Genomic DNA, 19,375 nt, shown 5'->3' on the forward strand with positions numbered 1-19,375 from the left:
AGATGCCCCAGGAAAAGACTGCGCGCGCAATCATTATCGTGCCGGTTTTGACCCGGTTGCCGAAGGCATCGGGAGACGAGGCTGCAAGGGCACGACCTCGCCAGCCACGGTCCGCACAGGCGCGCCTTGAAGAAGCCATAGGTCTTGCCGCGGCGATCGATCTGGACACCGTCCATTCCGAGATCGTCACGGTCAACGATCCACGGCCGGCAACTCTGCTCGGAACCGGCAAGCTGGATGAATTCGCCACCATCGTGAAGGACAATGAGGCGGAGCTGGTTTTTGTCGACCACCCGCTGACACCGGTGCAGCAGCGAAACCTCGAAAAGGCGCTGAACGCCAAGGTGCTGGATCGCACCGGCATCATCCTCGAGATCTTCGGCCGGCGCGCCCGCACGCGCGAAGGTACGCTGCAGGTGGACCTCGCTCACCTCAACTACCAGAAGGGCCGTCTGGTCCGAAGCTGGACGCACCTTGAGCGCCAGCGCGGCGGCGCGGGCTTCCTCGGCGGCCCCGGCGAAACCCAGATCGAAGCCGACCGTCGCATGCTGCAGGAAAAGATCATGCGGCTGAAGCGCGAACTGGAGACGGTGCGGCGCACCCGCGACCTGCATCGCTCCAAGCGCCGTAAGGTGCCTTATCCGATCGTCGCCATCGTCGGCTACACCAACGCTGGCAAGTCGACGCTGTTCAATCGCATGACCGGGGCAGGGGTACTGGCCGAGGACATGCTGTTTGCGACGCTCGATCCGACCCTGCGCCGGGTACGGCTGCCGCATGGCACGCTCGTCATCCTGTCGGACACCGTCGGCTTCATCTCAGACCTGCCCACCCATCTCGTCGCTGCTTTCCGCGCCACGCTGGAGGAGGTGGTGGAGGCAGATCTGATCATCCACCTTCGCGACATCTCGGACCCCGATACGGCCGCACAGGCCGAGGACGTCGCCCGCATTCTGGGCGATCTCGGCGTCGACGCGTCCGATGAGCGGCGTGTGCTGGAAGTCTGGAACAAGGTCGATCTTCTGGACGAAACCGACCGGGAAAGGCTGTTGCAGGCTGATGGCGGAACCACGAAGCCCGTTGCGATCTCCGCGATTTCCGGTGAAGGCGTCGATCGCCTGAGCGCGCTGGTGGAAGAACGCATTGCGGGTGCCACGGCCACCGTCCGGGTGAAGCTGACGACCGCGCGCGCCGGCGAGATCGACTGGGTCTACCGCAATGGCGATGTGATCGGGCGCGAGAACCACGAAGACGGCAGCGTCGATCTCATCGTCAACGCAACCGCCGCCATTCGCAAGGAAATCGAGGAACGCTTCGGACGCGCGGCGGAATAGCCGGCTGCGCTCAGTTCAGATGCCTCAGCTTCTCCGGATTGCGCACGATGTAGATCGCGGTGACGCGACCATCCTCGATGTCGAGTGTCGTCGTCTGTATTTGTCCATCCGCCTCCAGTGATATGAAGCCCGGCAACCCGTTGATGAGACCGGCTCGAACAAGCTTGGAGCCGCCGTCCTTGAAGACCGCCACCAGACTCTCATGCACCTTCATGACCGCCTCGAAGCCGATGATCGGCTCCAGCGCGGCCGGGCGCTTACCACCGCCGTCGGAATGAACGCTCACGCCGGCAGCCAGCATGGCGCCAAGCGCCGTCATGTCGCCGCTGCGGGAAGCGGCAAAGAACGCCTCGGCGATTTCCTTGCCCGTCTGCCTGTCGATCTCGAAGCGTGGTCGCGCTTCGCGCACATGGGCGCGCGCCCTGACTGCAAGCTGACGGCAGGCGGCCTCATCCCGCTGTATCGTCTGCGCAACCTCGTCGAAGTCGAGGCCAAAGACGTCGTGCAACAGGAACGCTGCGCGCTCAAGCGGTGACAGCCGTTCCAGTGCGAGCATAAGAGGCAGCGTGACATCTTCCTGGACGTCTTCCTCCATGACCGGCTCCGGCAACCATGGCCCGATATAGGTCTCCCGCCTGTGACGCGCCGACTTGAGTTGGTCGAGACAAAGCCTGGTGACAGTGCGCCGCAGAAATGCGCCGGGTTCTCTGACCGCGCTGCGGTCGGTGGCGTGCCATCGGATGAATGCCTCCTGCACCACATCCTCGGCGTCGGCGACCGAGCCCAGCATGCGGTAGGCAACCCGCATCAGCATGGCACGCTGCGGGGAGAAGCTCCCCGCAGCGTCGTCGCTTGGGCGCGCCTGCGTCATCAGGCGGCAGCCTGTGCGGCGGTCTTGGCCTCGGCCGGATCCAGCCAGAGGCCGAAGCCGACAGCAAGCCGGTTCCAGCCGTTGATGACGTTGATCATCAGAGTGAGCTTCACCTGCTCCTCCTCGCTGAAATGGGCCTGCAGCGCCTCGCGTGCTGCGTGATGCTCGTGCCCTTGGCTAAGACGGGTCAACGCGTCCGTCCAAGCCAGCGCCGCACGCTCACGGTCGGTGTAGCACGGTGCCTCACGCCACGCCGATAGAAGATAGATGCGCTGCTCGGTCTCGCCCTTCGCGCGCGCCTCGGCCGTATGCATGTTAAGGCAATTGGCGCAGCCATTGATCTGCGAGGCGCGGATCTTCACCAGTTCGATGAGGCTCGGCTCCATGCTTGATGCGACGGCCATCGAGGTGCCGGTCCAGGATTTCATCAGCGTCGGCGCGGCGGCAAAGAGATCGATTTGTGCAGCCATGGTTCGATTCCTTCTGTTGGGTTCGAAACCATGACGAGATTGAAATCGCTGCAGTGACATCGCGGCGAAATTTTCTCGACTTCAGTCGGCTATTCTGCTGCCTTGGCATGCTGCCAGAGCGCTTCCATGTCGTCGAGCGAGGCATCGTCGAGCGTGCGACCCTGCGCCTCAAGCGCCGCCTCGACATAGTGGAAGCGGTTGCGAAACTTGTCGTTGGTGCGCCGCAGCGCGTCTTCGGCGTCGAGTTTCAGATGACGGCCGAAATTGACGATCGCGAAAAGCATGTCGCCGAACTCACCGGCGACTTCATCTTCCGCGCCCTTTTCCATTGCCTCCCGCAATTCGCCGATCTCCTCCTCGATCTTGTCGAGGATCGGCTTCGCCTCTTTCCAGTCGAAGCCGACGCGTGCGGCTTTTTCCTGCAGTTTCAAGGCGCGCGTCAGGGCAGGGTGGACCAGCGGTATGCCGTCCAGAAAGCCCTTGCCGTGATCTTCCGGGTCGAGCCCACGCGCAAGGCGGGCAGCGCGCTTCTCCGCCTTTTCCTCAGCCTTGATGCGTTCCCACATGCCCTTTGCCATGCCGGCGCCGCGCGCCGCCTCATCGCCAAAGACATGCGGATGGCGTCGGATCATCTTCTTCGTCACGGCATGAACCACATCGCCGAAGTCGAACGCGCCTTCTTCTTCGGCCATGCGAGCATGGTAGACGACCTGCAACAGCAGATCGCCTAGCTCGTCACGCAGGTCGTCGCGATCACCACGCTGGATCGCGTCTGCGACCTCGTAGGCCTCCTCGATCGTGTAGGGGGCGATCGACGCGAAATCCTGCTCGATGTCCCAGGGGCAGCCGGTTTGCGGATCGCGCAGCGCCGCCATGATCTCGATCAGGCGGGCAATGTCTTTGGAAGGGGTCATGACGTCGGCTCGCGGAGTTGGGGCGTTGCAGCCCCCGAGAGGTAGAACGCGGCAGTGGCCTTGTCCACGACCGACGCGACCAATTCACCGATCAGGCTCCGGCCCTGCATGTTGACATAAAGATGTCTTTATGTGACGACAGACTGTGTCGTCCAAGGAATAAGTAGTGTCGCAAATGCCTTCACCGATAGATGCCCTTTTCGGACCCGAAGCCCCGAAGCCGGATGGCTCGGAGATTTTCGCGGCGCTGGCGGCAACCGCACGCGAGCGCATTCTCGTCCTCGATGGCGCGATGGGCACGCAGATTCAGGAGTTGGGCTTTCACGAGGATCATTTCCGCGGCGACCGCTTCGTAGGCTGCGCCTGCCACCAGCAGGGCAATAACGACCTGCTGATCCTCACCCAGCCGAAGGCGATCGAGGAGATTCACTACCGCTACGCGAAGGCGGGCGCCGACATTGTCGAGACCAACACTTTTTCCTCCACGACCATCGCGCAAGCGGATTACGGCATGGAGGAGATGGTCTATGAGCTGAACCGCGATGGCGCCCGGCTTGCCAAGCGCGCCGTGTTGCGCGCCCAGCAGGAAGACGGCCGCCGCCGCTTCGTCGCGGGTGCACTGGGCCCGACGAACCGCACCGCCTCGATCTCTCCCGACGTCAACAATCCCGGCTACCGCGCAGTTTCCTTCGACGAGCTGCGCATCGCCTATGGCGAACAGCTACGCGGCCTGATCGACGGCGGCTCGGACATCATCCTGATCGAGACCATTTTCGACACGCTCAACGCGAAGGCCGCGATATTCGCGGCGGAGGAAGTGTTCGACGAAAAGGGCGTTCGCCTGCCGGTGATGATCTCCGGTACGATCACCGACCTTTCCGGCCGCACGCTTTCCGGCCAGACGCCGACCGCCTTCTGGCATTCCGTGCGGCATGCAAAGCCCTTCTCCATCGGCCTCAACTGCGCGCTGGGCGCCGCCGCGATGCGGCCACATCTGGCCGAGATTTCCAGCGTCGCGGACACTTTCACCTGTGCCTATCCCAACGCCGGCCTGCCCAACGCATTCGGCAAATACGACGAAAGCCCCGAATTCATGGCCGAACAGGTCGAGGAATTCGCCCGCGAAGGGCTCGTCAACATCGTCGGCGGCTGCTGTGGCTCGACGCCGGAGCACATCGCGGCAATCGCCGAGGCTGTGTCCCGCCACACGCCGCGCGGCCTGCCGACGGTGAAACCGCTGATGCAGCTTTCCGGCCTCGAGCCGTTCACGCTCACGGACGACATTCCCTTCGTCAACGTCGGCGAGCGCACAAACGTGACCGGCTCGGCGAAATTCCGCAAGCTGATTACCGCAGGAGACTACGCCACTGCGCTCGACGTTGCGCGCGACCAGGTGGAAAACGGCGCGCAGATCATCGACGTCAACATGGACGAGGGCCTGATCGATTCGAAGAAGGCGATGCAGGAATACCTGAACCTGATCGCCGCCGAACCGGACATCGCCCGCGTGCCGGTGATGATCGACAGTTCCAAATGGGAAGTGATCGAGGCCGGCCTGAAATGCGTGCAGGGCAAACCGGTCGTCAATTCGATCTCCATGAAAGAGGGCGAGGAGGCCTTTCTCCACCAGGCGAAGCTGTGCCGCATGTATGGCGCCGCCGTCGTCGTCATGGCTTTCGACGAGGCCGGACAGGCCGACACGAAGGAACGCAAGGTCGAGATATGCACGCGTGCTTACAAGCTGCTGACCGAGAAGGCCGGTTTCGCGCCGCAGGACATCATCTTCGACCCCAACATTTTCGCTGTTGCGACGGGCATCGAGGAACATGACAATTACGGTGTCGACTTCATCGAGGCGACCCGTGAGATCATTCAGACCCTGCCGCACGTTCACGTGTCGGGCGGCGTGTCGAACCTGTCATTCTCCTTCCGCGGCAACGAGCCGGTGCGCGAGGCAATGCATGCCGTGTTCCTCTACCATGCCATCCAGGCCGGCATGGACATGGGCATCGTCAATGCGGGGCAGCTCGCCGTTTACGAATCGATCGATCCGGAGCTGCGCGAAGCCTGCGAGGACGTCGTCCTCAATCGCCGGCCGAAGGCAGGCAACACCGCGACCGAGCAGATGCTCGAGATTGCCGAGCGCTTCAAGGGTGCGGCCGGCAAGGAGGCGAGGGAAAAGGACCTCAGATGGCGCGAATGGCCGGTGGAGAAGCGGCTGGAGCACGCACTGGTCAACGGCATTACCGAATACATCGAGGGTGACACCGAGGAAGCCCGGCAGAACGCCGAGCGTCCGCTGCATGTCATCGAGGGGCCGTTGATGGCCGGCATGAACGTCGTCGGCGACCTCTTCGGCGCTGGCAAGATGTTCCTGCCGCAGGTGGTGAAGTCCGCACGTGTCATGAAGCAGGCCGTGGCCGTGCTGCTCCCATACATGGAGGCGGAAAAGCTTGCCACCGGCGGCGGACAGCGCCAGAGCGCCGGCAAGGTCCTGATGGCGACCGTGAAGGGCGACGTTCACGACATCGGCAAGAACATCGTCGGCGTGGTCCTGGCCTGCAACAATTACGAGATAATCGACCTCGGCGTGATGGTGCCCGCGACCAAGATTCTGGAGACCGCCCGGACTGAAGAAGTCGACATCATCGGTCTCTCCGGGCTGATTACCCCGTCGCTCGACGAGATGGCCCACGTCGCAGCCGAGATGGAGCGCGAAGGCTTCGATATTCCACTGCTCATTGGCGGCGCCACGACCAGCCGCGTGCATACGGCGGTGAAGATCCATCCACGCTACGATCGCGGGCAGGCGGTCTATGTCACCGATGCCAGCCGCGCCGTCGGCGTCGTCTCCAGCCTGCTGTCTTCGGAGCAGAAACCCGGCTATGTGGAAACGCTGCGCGCGGAGTATCGCAAGGTCGCCGAGGCCCACCATCGTTCCGAGGCCGAGAAGCAGCGCCTGCCGCTGGCCCGCGCGCGCGCCAATGCCCATCGTATCGACTGGTCTGGATATGAGCCGACGAAGCCCTCCTTCCTCGGCACCCGAACCTTCGAGACCTGGGACCTGGCGGAGCTTGCTCGCTATATCGACTGGACGCCCTTTTTCCAGACCTGGGAGCTGAAGGGACGCTATCCGAAGATCCTTGAAGACGAGAAGCAGGGTGCGGCCGCGCGCCAGCTCTTCGCCGACGCGCAGGCGATGCTGGAAAAGATCATAGCGGAGAAGTGGTTCACTCCCCGCGCCGTCATTGGCTTCTGGCCCGCAGGATCGGTTGGCGACGACATAAGGCTGTTCACGGATGAGGGCAGGGCGCAGGAGCTCGCCACCTTCTTCACCCTGCGCCAGCAGCTCGCCAAGCGCGACGGTAAGGCCAATTTGGCGCTTTCCGATTTCGTCGCGCCTGTCGACAGCGGCAAGCCCGATTATCTCGGTGGCTTCGTGGTGACGGCCGGCATCGAGGAAGTCGCGATCGCCGAACGCTTCGAGCGCGCCAACGACGACTACAATTCGATCCTGGTCAAGGCGCTGGCCGACCGCTTCGCCGAAGCCTTCGCCGAGCGTATGCACGAAAAGGTGCGCAAGGAGTTCTGGGGGTATGCCGCCAACGAGGCTTACGCGCCCGACGACCTGATCGGCGAACCCTATGCTGGCATCCGCCCCGCACCCGGTTATCCCGCGCAGCCGGACCATACTGAGAAGGCCACGCTGTTCCGCCTGCTCGACGCCGAGCGGCAAGCCGGCGTCAGCCTGACGGAAAGCTACGCCATGTGGCCGGGTTCGTCGGTCTCGGGGCTCTATCTCGCTCATCCCGACAGCTACTATTTCGGCGTCGCCAAGGTCGAGCGAGATCAGGTCGCGGACTACGCCCACCGCAAGAACATGGATATCGCCGAGGTCGAGCGCTGGCTGGGGCCGATCCTCAACTACACGCCCGGCGCCTTCAAGGAAGCGGCGGAGTAGGATGCCTGCGCGGACCGCGATCGTTTTCGATGGCGGTCCGCGTTGCTGTGCTCAGCGCCCGAGCGGATGAGGCATGTAGCCGACGAAACCGGTGATCTTCCACCGGCCATCGAGCTTCGAGCAGAAATAAAGCGTCTGCCAGTTGAGCCGGTCTTCCGTACTGTCGGCCTTGCGCACGCTGCCGTTGAACTTCTTGTGCAGCACCGCGCGATCACCGTCGATGTCCATGTCGCGCATGTTGGTCACCCGGAAAAGCGCGTCACGCAACGGCTCGGCGAACTCGGTCGCAGCGGTCTCCTTCGCCTGGCGTAGCCATTCGTCACGATAAGTCGCGACATCGGGAAACTGCAGCCGCCAGGAATCGGCGTCATTCAGGAAATGCGCATGCATGCCGAAGAAGCGGTCTTCGGCGAAATCGTCGGCCACCATCGACCAGTCCTGCGCGAGAAAGGCGTCAATGTCGCGATGCACCAGCATCTCCCACAATGCGTGGCGGTCGGCATCGCCCTGCGGGAAGGGGTTCTTGTCGTAGATCATGAGTCGGTCCGTTGGTTGGCGTAAAAATCAGGCGAGCTTGCCGCGTGCCGCGACTGGCACGGTTTCCAGCACGATCTCGCCGTCGGTAAGGTTGACCACGTCGAAGAGGTTCGAAACGACGCAGACGTGATTGGGGATGATGCGCACCTTCTCGCCGATCTCCGGCTTGATGGCGCAGGCTGACAAATCGACGATGCCATGCTCCTCATTGAGCGTTGTGATGACGGCGTCGGGATATTCGACGATGTGCCCGTGACCCGGCACAGGAGCCATATCGGCGGCGAGCGCTTTTGAGCCGGTGTCGAGGACGGCGCGGTTCTGCGTAGGCCGGCTCACCACGGTGGCAAGCACGGTCAGCGCGCAATCCTCAAGCGTGCCGTGGCCGAAAGCGACCTGCATCCGGTCGGAATAGATGTAGGTGCCCGGCCGGTGCTCGGTCGCGCTCTTGACGGTTGCCGCCGCGTAGAAGTCGGGTGACCCGCCGTTCGACACCGTGTTCACCGCGATGCCGTTCTTCTCCAGCAGGGTCACCGCATCCTCGAGCCACCGTTCGACGGCTTCCAGCGCGCCGCGCGGCGGATAGGTCATCAGCCCTTCGAAGCGAAGGCCCGGTGCGGCCTCGATCTGGCGGGCAAGCGCCAGCGCCTCGTCGGCCGACTGGACACCGCACCGCCCGGCGCCGATGTCGCATTCGATCAGGACGGGCAGGGGGCGTGCGGGGTCGGTAAAGTGGTCCGCGTAGCCCGCGACCGTCACGGCGCTGTCGGCACTGACCGACATGTTCACGCGTTGATGCAGGGCCGCCAGCCGCTCAAGCTTCCCTTCACCCAGAATGTTGTAGGGGATGAAGATGTCGGTGATGCCGCCATCGGCCATCACCTCGGCTTCGCCCACCTTCTGGCAGGTGATGCCGATGGCACCAAGCTCACATTGCAGCCGGGCGAACGTCGGCAGCTTGTGCGTCTTGATGTGCGGGCGCAGTTTCAGCCCGTTCGCATCGGCATAGGCCTGCGCACGCGCGAGATTGGCATCCACTTTCGTCCGGTCGATGACCACGGCGGGCGTTTCGAGGTCCATGATACGCAAAGTGTCAGTCTCCGATAGGCAGGTCAGGGTTGCGGATGTTCTGGCTGGCAAGGCTGTGGCGGACGCGCCGCAGTGATTCGAGCACCTTCGGCCCGATCGTTTGCGCCGTGGCCATGGCAAGGATGTCCACCGCCTCCAGAAGGGCATAGCGAGTGGAGGATGGCTTGTAGAGGTTGCCGTCTTCCTTGAACGTTAGCGGCAACAGGGCGTCACCCGCCTTGGCAAGCGGCGTGTTGGGCGTCGTCACGACAATCGCCTTCGCGCCGTATTGCCTTGCGATCGTCACCGCATCGCGAACCGATGCCGCTTGGCCCGAAACCGAAAAGCCGATGACGACGGCCTTCGGCTCGAGCACGGAAGCGCTCATCCGCTGAAGCTGCGGATCGGTATGCGCGGTCACGTGAAGACCGAGGCGGAACAGCCGGTTCTGCAATTCCACGGCCGCGAAGGACGACCCTCCGCCGGTGCCATAGACGAGGATCTGGCTGGCACGACAGATCTGTCGCGCCATGCTTTCGATGTCGACATCGGCAAGCCCCATGGACATGAGGTCAAGGGCGGCGTGCGCACCGGACGCCACCTTGGCGATCACCTGCGCGGACAGCGGCAGTTCCTCGGCCGGCACGCTCGGCTCGCGCAGGTAAGCGCCGCCTATGGCCAGCGCCTGCGCCAGATGAAAACGCATCTCGCGCGTGCCTGGAAAGCCCAGCCCCCGCGCCAGACGGGTGATCGTCGGCTCGCTGACACCCGCTCGTTCCGCAATCTGCGCAATGGGTGCGTGCGCGGCGAATTGCGGGTCGGCAAGGATACTCTCCACAAGCCTGATTTCGGCGCCGCGCCCACGTTCGAGCCGGTCCTGCAAACGGGCGATGATGTCGACCGTGCGTTCGGGGGCTGCGGGGGCGCGCGTGTCCATCAGTGGAAGTCTCCTCCGAGCCGCTGGCCACCTTGTGTATCGAAGAGATGGACGTGCTCGACGGGCACCGAGAGCCGAAGCTGCTCACCCGGTTTCGGCAGGTCGCGATCGCGCAGGACCACACGCACCTCTTCGCTGGCTATTGTGCCGAATACGTGGATTTCCGGCCCCGTCGGCTCTACAACGCTCACGGACAGGTTGAGGGTCCCCTCAGGGTCACGGCGATAGGCTTCCGGTCGGATGCCAATCGTCACCGGGCGCTCGCCAGGGCCTCGCGCGATCGGCAGCTTCGTGCCGTCGCCAAGGGTGGCCACCGGCCTACCGTTCTCCGAGGTCGTCCTGCCTTGCAGGAAACTCATCGCAGGCGAGCCGATGAAACCCGCGACAAACGTGTTCGCGGGATTGTCGTAAAGCTCCAGCGGCGTGCCGACCTGCTCGATACGGCCACTGTTCATGACCACGATGCGATCGGCCATTGTCATGGCTTCGATCTGGTCGTGGGTCACGTAGACGATCGTGGTGCCGAGCTTCTGGTGAAGCGCCTTGATCTCCGTGCGCATCTGGATGCGCAGCTTGGCGTCGAGATTGGAAAGCGGCTCGTCGAACAGGAACACTTTGGGATCGCGCACGATCGCGCGCCCCATCGCCACGCGTTGCCGCTGGCCGCCGGAGAGTTGCCCCGGCCGTCGGTCGAGATAGTCGCCGAGGTTGAGGATTTCGGCGGCCCGGCGGATGCGTGTTTCCGTCTCGGCCTTGGGTTCGCCACGCACGCGTGGGCCGAAACTGATGTTTTCCCGCACCGTCATGTGCGGAAACAGCGCGTAGGACTGGAATACCATCGACGTGTCGCGCTTCTGCGGCGGGATGTCGTTGGCCCGCACCCCGCCGATCACAAGATCGCCGCCGGTGATGGGCTCCAGCCCGGCGATCATGCGCAGCAGGGTGGACTTGCCGCAGCCGGACGGCCCCACGAGAACGACGAACTCGCCATCATCGATCGAGAGCGAGAGCTTCTCGATGACCGACATCGATCCATAGCGCTTGGAAATGTCGGTCAGTTTCAGATCGGCCATTGATCGAGCTCCTCAGACGGCGATTTGTTCCAGGAAAGGCAGGTTGCCTGCCGATATGCCGGCATCGACCGGCAGCACCGTTCCCGTGATGCCGCTCGCCAGCGACGAGACCAGAAAGGCCGCCGCCCGCGCCACTTCCACCGGCTCCACCATGCGCCCGAGCGGGTAGAGCTGCTTCACTTTGCCCAGAATTGCCGGATCGCGCTCGATACGATGATCCCATGCCATCGTGCGCACGGAGCCCGGCGCAATCGCGTTCGCGCGGATACCGTTGCGGCCTTCCTCCGTCGCAATCGCCCGCATCCAGGCGAGCAGGCCCGCTTTGGCAGCCGCATAGGCGGGATTGCCATAGTGAGACAGCGCGTTGACCGAGGAGATGAAGACGAAGGCGCCGCCATCCTGCTCGCGCATGGCCGGCAGAAATGCCTGGGACAAACGCGCCGCGCTGCGCAGGTTGAGATTCAGCTCATGCGAAAGCGCATCGGCGCTGACATCAGCGAGGGTTTCGGCACGTGTCCAGCCGGCATTGGAGATGACGGCGTTGGGGGCACCGCCGGCGCAAATCTCTGCTGCCGCAGCCTCGATCGCCGCATCGTCCATCAGATCGAAATGATGCGCCTCGGCCACGCCCGGCAGTCCAAGGTCGACCCCGTCGATGTCGCAGGCGACCACCGCAGCACCAAACCCCGCCAGCACCTCCACCATCGCGCTGCCGATGCCGCCGGCAGCACCTGTAACCACAATTCTGTGCCCCGCAAGTTCGATCATCACACTCCCATTCGCCCCTGATCGCGACGCTCACCATTCGCTGAGCACGGTCGCGCCTAACTTGGCCGTTCACGGCCGTTTTCATGAGGGTTGCCGAAAACTCGTAATTTAGCAACACGAATGTGCGAATTTCCTTGCGTTTTCCAAATTTCTGTAAAAAAATTACATCAGAGGTTGTCGCTGGCGCCGCGGACGACCGTCGAAACAGCATGCCGGCGCACAGGAACACGAGAGAGGAACAGGGAGATAGCAATGAACAAGACCGCGCTCAGATCCGCAGTCGCGGGCGCAGCACTTCTGGCATTCACCGGATGGGCCGCCGCCGAGACGGTGCGCGTCACAGTCGCCGAATACAGCTCCAAGACCGGCCCCTATTTCGACGAGGCCGCAAAGGCGTTCGAGGAGGCCAATCCCGGCTCGGACATCCAGGTCGAGGTCGTGCCATGGGACGTTCTGCTGCAGAAACTGACGACCGACATCTCCGGCAACGCCAATGCCGACCTGTCGATCATCGGTACGCGCTGGCTTATCGACTTCGTCGACCAGGGCATCGCAGCGCCGCTCGACGAGTACATGACCGACGAATTCAAGGAGCGGTTCTTCCCGGTCTTCCTTGAGCCGTCGGTGATGCAGGAGAAGACCTACGGCCTGCCGATCGCGGCATCCGCCCGCGCCATGTATTACAACAAGGCGCTGTTCGAGCAGGCGGGCATCACTGAAGTGCCGGATACCTGGGATGAGCTCGCCGAAGCGGCCGAGAAGATCAGCGCGCTGGGCGACGACATCGCCGGCTTCGGTCTGCAGGGCAAGGAGATCGAGACGGACGTCTATTTCTACTATGCCTTCTGGGCCTATGGCGGCGAACTGGTAGAAGAAGACGGCACATCCGGCCTCGACACCGATGCCGGCTACAAGGCTGCCGAGATGTACAAATCCCTGATCGATGCGGGTTCGACCCAGCCGGGCGTTACTTCGTACAACCGCGAGGACGTGCAGAACCTGTTCAAGCAGGGCAAGGTCGGCATGATGATCACCGCGCCGTTCCTGTCCAACCAGATCAAGGAAGAGGCACCTGACCTGCAGTACGGCGTGGCTGCCATTCCGGCCGGTCCGGACGGCGACCGCGGCACCTACGGCGTGACCGACTCGATCATCATGTTCGAGAATTCGCAGAACAAGGAAACGGCCTGGAAGTTCCTCGACATGCTGTTCACCACCGAATGGCGCTCGAAGTTCACCTCGGGCGAGGGCTTTCTGCCGGTCAATCCGGAAGTGGCCGAGCAGCCGGCCTTTGCCGACAATGCGGACCTGAAGGAATTCACCGCCCTTCTGCCGGACGCACGTTTCGCGCCGGTCATCGCTGGCTGGGAGGAAATCGCTGCAGCCACCTCCGACGCGGTGCAGACCATCTATCTCGGCGATGGCGAGCCCAAGGCCACGCTGGATGCCGCTGCTGAGAAGATTAACGGTATCCTCGGCAACTGATAGCCGGGTGCACCTGACCGTCGGCGGGCGCGGTATCCCGCGCCCGCCGACCAAGCAATCCCCGCCGTTCCGCCGGCCAATCATGACGAGACACCGATGCGCTCGCCTTTGACCAACCCCTACGTGCTGATACTGCCGGGATTCCTGCTCGCCGCGTTCATCATCCTGTGGCCGCTCTTCCAGCTCGGCACGATCTCGGTCAACGACGTCAACCGCTTCGGCCAGCTGCGCGGCTTCAACGAATTCGCAAACTATACAGCTGTGTTCGGGGATCCCAATTTCCTGGGCGCCCTCTGGCGGACCTTCATCTGGACCGGCAGCATCGTCATTGGAGCGCTCGTCATCTCCGTGCCCGTGGCCATGATCCTGAACGAGGACTTCTACGGCCGCTCGGTGGCGCGCGTGATCATCATGCTGCCTTGGGCGGTGTCGCTCACGATGACGGCAATCGTCTGGCGCTGGGCGCTTAATGGCGAGATCGGCATGCTCAATTCAGGTCTCAGAACTCTGGGACTTATCGACCAGAACATCCAGTGGCTCGCCCGCGCCTCGACCGCCTTTCCGGTCCAGATCATGATCGGCATCCTGGTGACGATCCCGTTCACGGTTACGATCTTCCTGGGCGGGCTATCATCGATATCCGACGACCTTTACGAGGCGGCCAAGCTGGAGGGGGCTTCACGCTGGCAGACCTTCCGCGAGATCACGCTGCCGCTGATGCGCCCCTTCCTGAACATCGCGATCGTTCTCAATATGATCAACGTGTTCAATTCCTTTCCCATCATCTGGGCGACGACACAGGGTGATCCGGCAAATTCGACAGATATTCTAGTAACTTATCTGTACAAGCTAGGCTTTCGCTTTGGGAAACTCGGTGAAGCATCGGCACTTTCCCTGATGATGTTTGCGCTGCTGCTCGCCTTCACGGTCGTCTACGTCTCGCTTGCGATGCGGAAGGAGCGCACATGAGCGAGAAGATGAAAAAATCGCTGCTTTTCTGGCTGCTACTCTCGCCGCTGGTGGTGCTTATACTGTTCCCGTTCGCGGTGATGTTCATCACTGCAATCAAGCCGGCAAACGAGGTGCTGTCGCCGACATGGTGGCCACGTGAGGAGGCCTGGCGAAACTTCATTGATATGTGGGAAGCGACCAAGTTCGGCAACGCCTTGTGGAACTCGGTTTATGTTGCGGTGCTGTCAACGGTGTTGGCGCTGCTGGTGTCCATCCCTGCCGCCTATGCCATGAGCCGGTTCAGGTTCGCAGGGCAGGGCGCGTTCCGGCAGTTCCTGCTGGTGTCGCAGATGCTGTCGCCGATCGTGCTCGTCATCGGCCTGTTCCGTCTCGTCGTCTGGCTGGGACTGCTCGACAACGTCAATTCGATCGTCTTCGTCTATGGCGCCTTCAACGTCGCCTTCACGGTCTGGATGCTGCAGAGCTACTTCTCCACCATCCCGAAGGATCTGGAGGAGGCGGCCTGGATCGAAGGCGCCAGCCCGGCGCGGGCGCTCGCCATGGTGTTCCTGCCGCTGGCGCTTCCGGCGATCACGGTCACGGCGATCTTCTCCTTCATCAACGCGTGGAACGAGTTCGTCATCGCGCTCACCATGCTCAGGCGGCAGGAAAGCTACACGCTGCCGATCCAGATTTTCTCGCTGGTGGCGGGTCGTTACACGGTCGAATGGCATCACGTCATGGCCGCGACCTTCGTCGCCACCATCCCAGTCGCCATCGTCTTTGCCTGGCTGCAGCGCTATCTGGTGCGTGGGCTGGCGATCGGCGCGGTCAAATAGGCCGGTTCAGGCCGACAAAGGAGCAGACATATGACCAAGCAGTGCTTCGGCACCTCCCACGTGCCGCTTTCTCCCGCCGTGCGCGCCGGCGATTTCGTATTCGTGTCGGGCCAGGTACCCGTCGGGGCCGATGGCATCGTCGTCAAGGGTGGCATCACCGAGCAGACCGAACAGGTGTTGACCAATGTGAAGGCTGCGCTGGCGCTTGCCGGCTGCGGGATGGAAGATGTGGTCAAGACGACGGTCTGGATCGAGGACGCGCGCGATTTCGGCGCCTTCAACGCGGTGTACGCCAAACACTTTCCGAAAGACCCACCGGCCCGCACCACAGTTGAATCGCGCCTGATGATCGACATCAAGATCGAGGTCGAGGCCGTCGCCTATAAGCCGCTATAGGGGCGGCGCCAAACTACCGGAACATCATCGCATGCGTGTCTTCACCGCGTCGCTCGCCACCGAGACCAACACCTTTTCGCCGATCCCGACCGACAGGCATGCGTTCGAGATGGCCTTCTATGCCGGGCCCGGCGCGCACCCCGACACACCGACGCTGTGCTCGGCGCCAATCCCGATCCTGCGCCGCAGGGCGAGGGAGGAGGGGTTCACCCTGATCGAGGGCACCGCCACCTGGGCGGAGCCTGGCGGCTATGTGCGGCTCGACGTCTACGAGGCCCTGCGTGACGAAATCCTCGGCCAATTGCGGGCAGCCATGCCTGTCGATTGCGTCGTGCTCGGACTGCACGGCGCCATGGTCGCGCGGGGACTGGACGATTGCGAGGGCGATCTGCTGGCGCGCGTCCGAGAGATCGTCGGCCCCGACGTCGTGGTGGCGGCCGAGCTCGACCCGCACAGCCACCTGACGTCGAAGCGCGTGGCCGCGGCCGATATCCTAGCCGCCTTCCTCGAGTTTCCGCATACGGACTTCGTCGAACGCGCCGAGCATGTGGTGGACCTTGCCCTGCGCGCCACGCGCGGCGAAATCCGGCCCGTCATTTCCACCTTCGACTGCCGGATGATCGACGTGTTCCCGACCAGCCGCGAACCCACGCGCTCCTTCGTCGATCGCATGAAGGCGTTACAGGGCAGGGACGGGGTCCTCTCGGTGTCCCTGATCCACGGCTTTATGGCCGCCGATGTGCCGGAACTCGGCACGCGCATGCTGGTGGTGACCGACAACGCGCCTGAAACCGGCGCAGCGCTTGCCGAAAAACTCGGTCTCGAAGTTCGCGCCATGCGCGGCACGACGATCATGAACAGCCTCACGGTCGAACAGACGATCGAGCGCGCCAAACGGGCCGGCGGCAGCGGCAAGCCGCTGGTGATCGCCGACATGTGGGACAATCCCGGCGGCGGCACCGCCGGCGACAACACGGCGCTGCTGCACGCGCTTGCCGCCAGCGGGATCGACCGCATCGGCGTCGCCACGATCTGGGATCCGCAGGCGGTCGTCTTCGCGCACGGCGCAGGCGAGGGCACGGTGCTGGAGATGCGCATCGGCGGAAAGGCCAACGCCGCCAGCGGCCAGCCCTTCGACGGCCTGTTCGAAATCCGCAAGCTGGCGAAGGAAGGATGGCAGACCTTCGGCACCAGCCGGGTCACGCTCGGGCCGGCCGCGCTCGTACGGCTCGCCGGCACCGAGATCGACATCATCCTCAACACCAACCGCACGCAGACCTTCGAGCCCGACATCTTCAGCAATCTCGGCGTCAATCCGCTCGAAAAGCAGGTGCTGCTGATAAAATCGACCAACCACTTCCATGCCGGCTTCGCACCAATAGCGGAAGAAATCGTCCACGCGGCCGTCGAGGGCTGCTATCCGAGCAACCCAAAGACGGCGGGCTACCGGAAACTCTCGCGGCCGATATGGCCCATCAGCGATCAGGCGTTCGAATAGCACCGCGAAAGAAGGGCGCTACATCAGCACTCCCTCACACAGCGCCGCAGCGCGGGCCGGTGGTGGATGTGGTGATGATGGACGGCTGAGCAGCCTCGGTGTAGTTGTGGGCCGCTTGATGGTGGAGGCAAGCAGCATGGACAGATTCTCCGGCGGCTGCCTGTGCGGCAAGGTTCGGCTGACGGCGACAGGACGTCCGTACCGGGTCGGAATCTGCCATTGCCTCGACTGCCGCAAACACCACGGCGCGCTTTTTCACGCATCGGCGATCTTTCCCTCAGATGCGGTGACGGTCGAAGGCGAAACGCGCGACTATGCGGGGCGTCATTTCTGCCCGGAATGCAGATCTTCGGTTTTCGGGCGCAGCGGCGACGAGGTCGAGGTGAACCTGGGATCACTCGACGCACCTGACCAACTGATCCCGACCTATGAACTCTGGACTGTCCGTCGAGAGGCATGGTTGCCGCCGTTTCCCGTCACCAGACGATACGAACGTGATCGCGACGCTACGGGGCGCCGCGATGAGTAGGTGGGTTAGCGAGAAACAATCAACGCCAGACGGCATCCATCCGGCGCCCAACCCCCACAAACAAAAGTCGCATAAGATGGATTATGGAACTCACGTTGACATGGGAGATCGTATACTCGCAGCCTGAAAGCAAAACCCGATCAAAGGCTTCAGGCCGAAATCTCGATCACCATGCCATCAAATGCCGGCTCTACATTGTCAGGCGTTGCGGCGCGAACGGCATCATAATCCAGCGGTATGTGCATATGCGTCAGCACTGCGCGCTGCGGCTGGAGCCTTTCGATCCAATCCAGCGCCTGCGCCAGCGACAGATGGCTGGGGTGCGGCCGGTATTGCAGCGCATCGACCACCAGCACCTCGAGGCCTTCGAGCTGGGCTGCGGTTTCCTCGGGAAAGTCGCTGACGTCGGAACAATATGCGAGCCCGCCGATGCGGAAGCCGAGCGACAGGATGTCTCCATGCACCAGTGTGAGCGGCATGAACGTGATCGGACCGCCGGCGCCGTCTATGGTGAACGGCACGTCGTGCGCGATCACATGCGGCGTGACGATCGGCGGATAGGAACTGCCGGGCGGCGTCTCGAAGCAATAGCCGAACGCGTCGCGCAGCCTTTCGAGCGTTGGCTTGTCTGCGTGGATGTCGATGCGATGGCGCTGCACCAGGAAATAGCCGCGCAGATCGTCGATGCCGTGGATATGGTCGGCATGCGGGTGCGTATAGACGACAGCGTCGAGATGCGTCGCACCCGCATCCAGCATCTGCTCGCGGAAATCCGGCCCGGTGTCGATCGCGACGCGGGTTACTTCACCGGATGCTGAAATGCGCTCGACAAGCGCCGCTGCACGCCGTCGGCGGTTTTTGGGATTGGAGGGATCGCAATTGCCCCAGTCACCGACGATGCGCGGCGTGCCTGGCGACGAGCCGCATCCGGTAATGACGAGGCGCAGGCGATCAGCCATGTCTTACGGCCGCGGCGTCTTGGAAAACAGGCGGAAGAAATTGTCCGTGGTGATTTCGGCGATCTCTTTATCCGCAACCCCGATGGCCTTCGCCAGGACCGCTGCGGTCTCTTTGACATAGGCCGGTTCGTTACGCTTGCCACGAAACGGCTGCGGCGCGAGGTAAGGCGCATCCGTTTCCACCAGAAGCCTGTCGCGCGGGACGTGTGCTGCGATCTCGCGTAGCTCGTCCGAGCGCTTGAACGTAAGGATTCCCGAGAAAGACACGTAGCCACCGAGCGCGACGCCGGCTTCTGCCAGCCCGCGGCCGGATGAAAAGCAATGGAGAACAAAAGGGAAGGTCCCCTTCCCCATTTCGTCCTCCAGGATCGCCGCGACGTCGGCATCAGCGTCGCGCGCATGGATCACAAGCGGCAGGCCGGTGATGCGCGCCGCCGCGATGTGTGTGCGGAAACCCTTCGCCTGGGCGTCGCGCGGTGCCTTGTCGTAAAAGTAATCGAGCCCCGCTTCGCCGATGGCGACGACCTTCTGATGCTGCGCCAGCCGCACGAGCTGGTCGGCCGTCACGTCAAGCTCTTCCGCGGCATTGTGCGGATGCGTGCCGACCGAGCAATAGACTTGCTCGTAGGCCTCGGCGATCGCCAGTACCCGCGGGAACGTCTTCACGCGTGTCGAGATCGTTACCATCCAGCCGATGCCGGTTTCCAGCGCGCGCGACACGATCGCGTCGCGCTCCTCGGCGAAATCCGGAAAGTCCAGATGGCAGTGGCTGTCGACAAGCATCGGCG

The 19,375-nt window shown here is 63.1% G+C and carries 18 protein-coding genes; 8 read left to right on the forward strand and 10 right to left on the reverse strand.

What is annotated here, in order from left to right; translation table 11 throughout:
* Window positions 1–2 precede the first annotated feature (2 nt).
* Complete coding sequence (gene hflX, locus V1479_RS12025; protein WP_368803285.1) at window positions 3–1,334, forward strand: GTPase HflX; 1,332 nt, start codon at window positions 3–5, stop codon at window positions 1,332–1,334.
* Between the two features lie 10 nt (window positions 1,335–1,344).
* Here hflX and V1479_RS12030 read toward each other — a convergent pair whose 3' ends face one another.
* The 3 genes from V1479_RS12030 to mazG form a co-directional block, all read right to left on the reverse strand.
* The gene (locus V1479_RS12030; RefSeq protein WP_368803097.1) at window positions 1,345–2,205 is read right to left on the reverse strand and encodes a sigma-70 family RNA polymerase sigma factor; all 861 of its coding nucleotides are present in this window, start codon (window positions 2,203–2,205) and stop codon (window positions 1,345–1,347) included.
* Window positions 2,205–2,675, reverse strand: a complete 471-nt coding sequence (locus V1479_RS12035; RefSeq protein WP_368803098.1) for a carboxymuconolactone decarboxylase family protein — start codon at window positions 2,673–2,675, stop codon at window positions 2,205–2,207. Before V1479_RS12035 ends, V1479_RS12030 begins: the two co-directional genes overlap by 1 nt.
* Window positions 2,676–2,764: 89 nt before the next feature.
* A complete protein-coding gene (gene mazG / locus V1479_RS12040; protein WP_368803099.1) occupies window positions 2,765–3,589 on the reverse strand; it encodes a nucleoside triphosphate pyrophosphohydrolase in 825 nt (274 codons plus the stop codon).
* Between the two features lie 175 nt (window positions 3,590–3,764).
* Between mazG and metH the strand changes: the two genes are divergently transcribed.
* The gene (gene metH, locus V1479_RS12045) at window positions 3,765–7,550 is read left to right on the forward strand and encodes a methionine synthase (protein ID WP_368803100.1); all 3,786 of its coding nucleotides are present in this window, start codon (window positions 3,765–3,767) and stop codon (window positions 7,548–7,550) included.
* A gap of 51 nt (window positions 7,551–7,601) precedes the next feature.
* Here metH and V1479_RS12050 read toward each other — a convergent pair whose 3' ends face one another.
* From V1479_RS12050 to V1479_RS12070, 5 genes are read right to left on the reverse strand one after another with little or no spacing between them, the layout of a single operon-like run.
* Entirely contained in the window at window positions 7,602–8,087 is a 486-nt protein-coding gene (locus V1479_RS12050) for a hypothetical protein (RefSeq protein WP_368803101.1), read from the reverse strand.
* Between the two features lie 27 nt (window positions 8,088–8,114).
* Window positions 8,115–9,164: a D-TA family PLP-dependent enzyme gene (locus tag V1479_RS12055; RefSeq protein ID WP_368803286.1), complete on the reverse strand. Its 1,050-nt coding sequence runs from the start codon at window positions 9,162–9,164 to the stop codon at window positions 8,115–8,117.
* Between the two features lie 13 nt (window positions 9,165–9,177).
* On the reverse strand, window positions 9,178–10,089 hold the full coding sequence (locus V1479_RS12060) for a MurR/RpiR family transcriptional regulator (protein ID WP_368803102.1): 912 nt from the start codon (window positions 10,087–10,089) through the stop codon (window positions 9,178–9,180).
* Window positions 10,089–11,162 (reverse strand): ABC transporter ATP-binding protein, encoded by a 1,074-nt coding sequence (locus V1479_RS12065; protein ID WP_368803103.1) that lies wholly within the window; start codon window positions 11,160–11,162, stop codon window positions 10,089–10,091. Before V1479_RS12065 ends, V1479_RS12060 begins: the two co-directional genes overlap by 1 nt.
* Before the next feature lie 12 nt (window positions 11,163–11,174).
* Window positions 11,175–11,930 carry an SDR family NAD(P)-dependent oxidoreductase gene (locus tag V1479_RS12070; RefSeq protein WP_368803104.1) on the reverse strand — a complete coding sequence of 252 codons (756 nt, stop codon included), beginning with the start codon at window positions 11,928–11,930 and terminating at the stop codon, window positions 11,175–11,177.
* A gap of 252 nt (window positions 11,931–12,182) precedes the next feature.
* Here V1479_RS12070 and V1479_RS12075 point away from each other — a divergent pair, with 252 nt between their 5' ends.
* From V1479_RS12075 to V1479_RS12100, 6 genes are all read left to right on the forward strand, one after another.
* Window positions 12,183–13,415 (forward strand): ABC transporter substrate-binding protein, encoded by a 1,233-nt coding sequence (locus tag V1479_RS12075; protein WP_368803105.1) that lies wholly within the window; start codon window positions 12,183–12,185, stop codon window positions 13,413–13,415.
* 96 nt (window positions 13,416–13,511) lie between these two features.
* Window positions 13,512–14,384: a carbohydrate ABC transporter permease gene (locus tag V1479_RS12080; protein ID WP_368803106.1), complete on the forward strand. Its 873-nt coding sequence runs from the start codon at window positions 13,512–13,514 to the stop codon at window positions 14,382–14,384.
* Window positions 14,381–15,205: a carbohydrate ABC transporter permease gene (locus tag V1479_RS12085; protein WP_368803107.1), complete on the forward strand. Its 825-nt coding sequence runs from the start codon at window positions 14,381–14,383 to the stop codon at window positions 15,203–15,205. The genes V1479_RS12080 and V1479_RS12085 overlap by 4 nt, the downstream gene beginning before the upstream one ends.
* Window positions 15,206–15,235: 30 nt before the next feature.
* Window positions 15,236–15,601 (forward strand): RidA family protein, encoded by a 366-nt coding sequence (locus V1479_RS12090; RefSeq protein WP_368803108.1) that lies wholly within the window; start codon window positions 15,236–15,238, stop codon window positions 15,599–15,601.
* A 31-nt stretch (window positions 15,602–15,632) separates the two neighbouring features.
* Entirely contained in the window at window positions 15,633–17,099 is a 1,467-nt protein-coding gene (locus V1479_RS12095) for a M81 family metallopeptidase (protein WP_368803109.1), read from the forward strand.
* Window positions 17,100–17,235: 136 nt separating this feature from the next.
* Window positions 17,236–17,628 (forward strand): GFA family protein, encoded by a 393-nt coding sequence (locus V1479_RS12100; RefSeq protein WP_368803110.1) that lies wholly within the window; start codon window positions 17,236–17,238, stop codon window positions 17,626–17,628.
* Window positions 17,629–17,777: 149 nt separating this feature from the next.
* On the opposite strand, the gene V1479_RS12105 is transcribed toward V1479_RS12100, so the two are convergent.
* On the reverse strand, window positions 17,778–18,587 hold the full coding sequence (locus tag V1479_RS12105) for an MBL fold metallo-hydrolase (protein WP_368803111.1): 810 nt from the start codon (window positions 18,585–18,587) through the stop codon (window positions 17,778–17,780).
* Window positions 18,588–18,590: 3 nt separating this feature from the next.
* On the reverse strand, window positions 18,591–19,370 hold the full coding sequence (locus V1479_RS12110) for a TatD family hydrolase (RefSeq protein WP_368803112.1): 780 nt from the start codon (window positions 19,368–19,370) through the stop codon (window positions 18,591–18,593).
* Window positions 19,371–19,375: the final 5 nt, after the last annotated feature.

Origin of the sequence: Neoaquamicrobium sediminum, from assembly GCF_040970315.1 — a bacterium.
Taxonomy (GTDB): domain Bacteria; phylum Pseudomonadota; class Alphaproteobacteria; order Rhizobiales; family Rhizobiaceae; genus Aerobium; species Aerobium sediminum.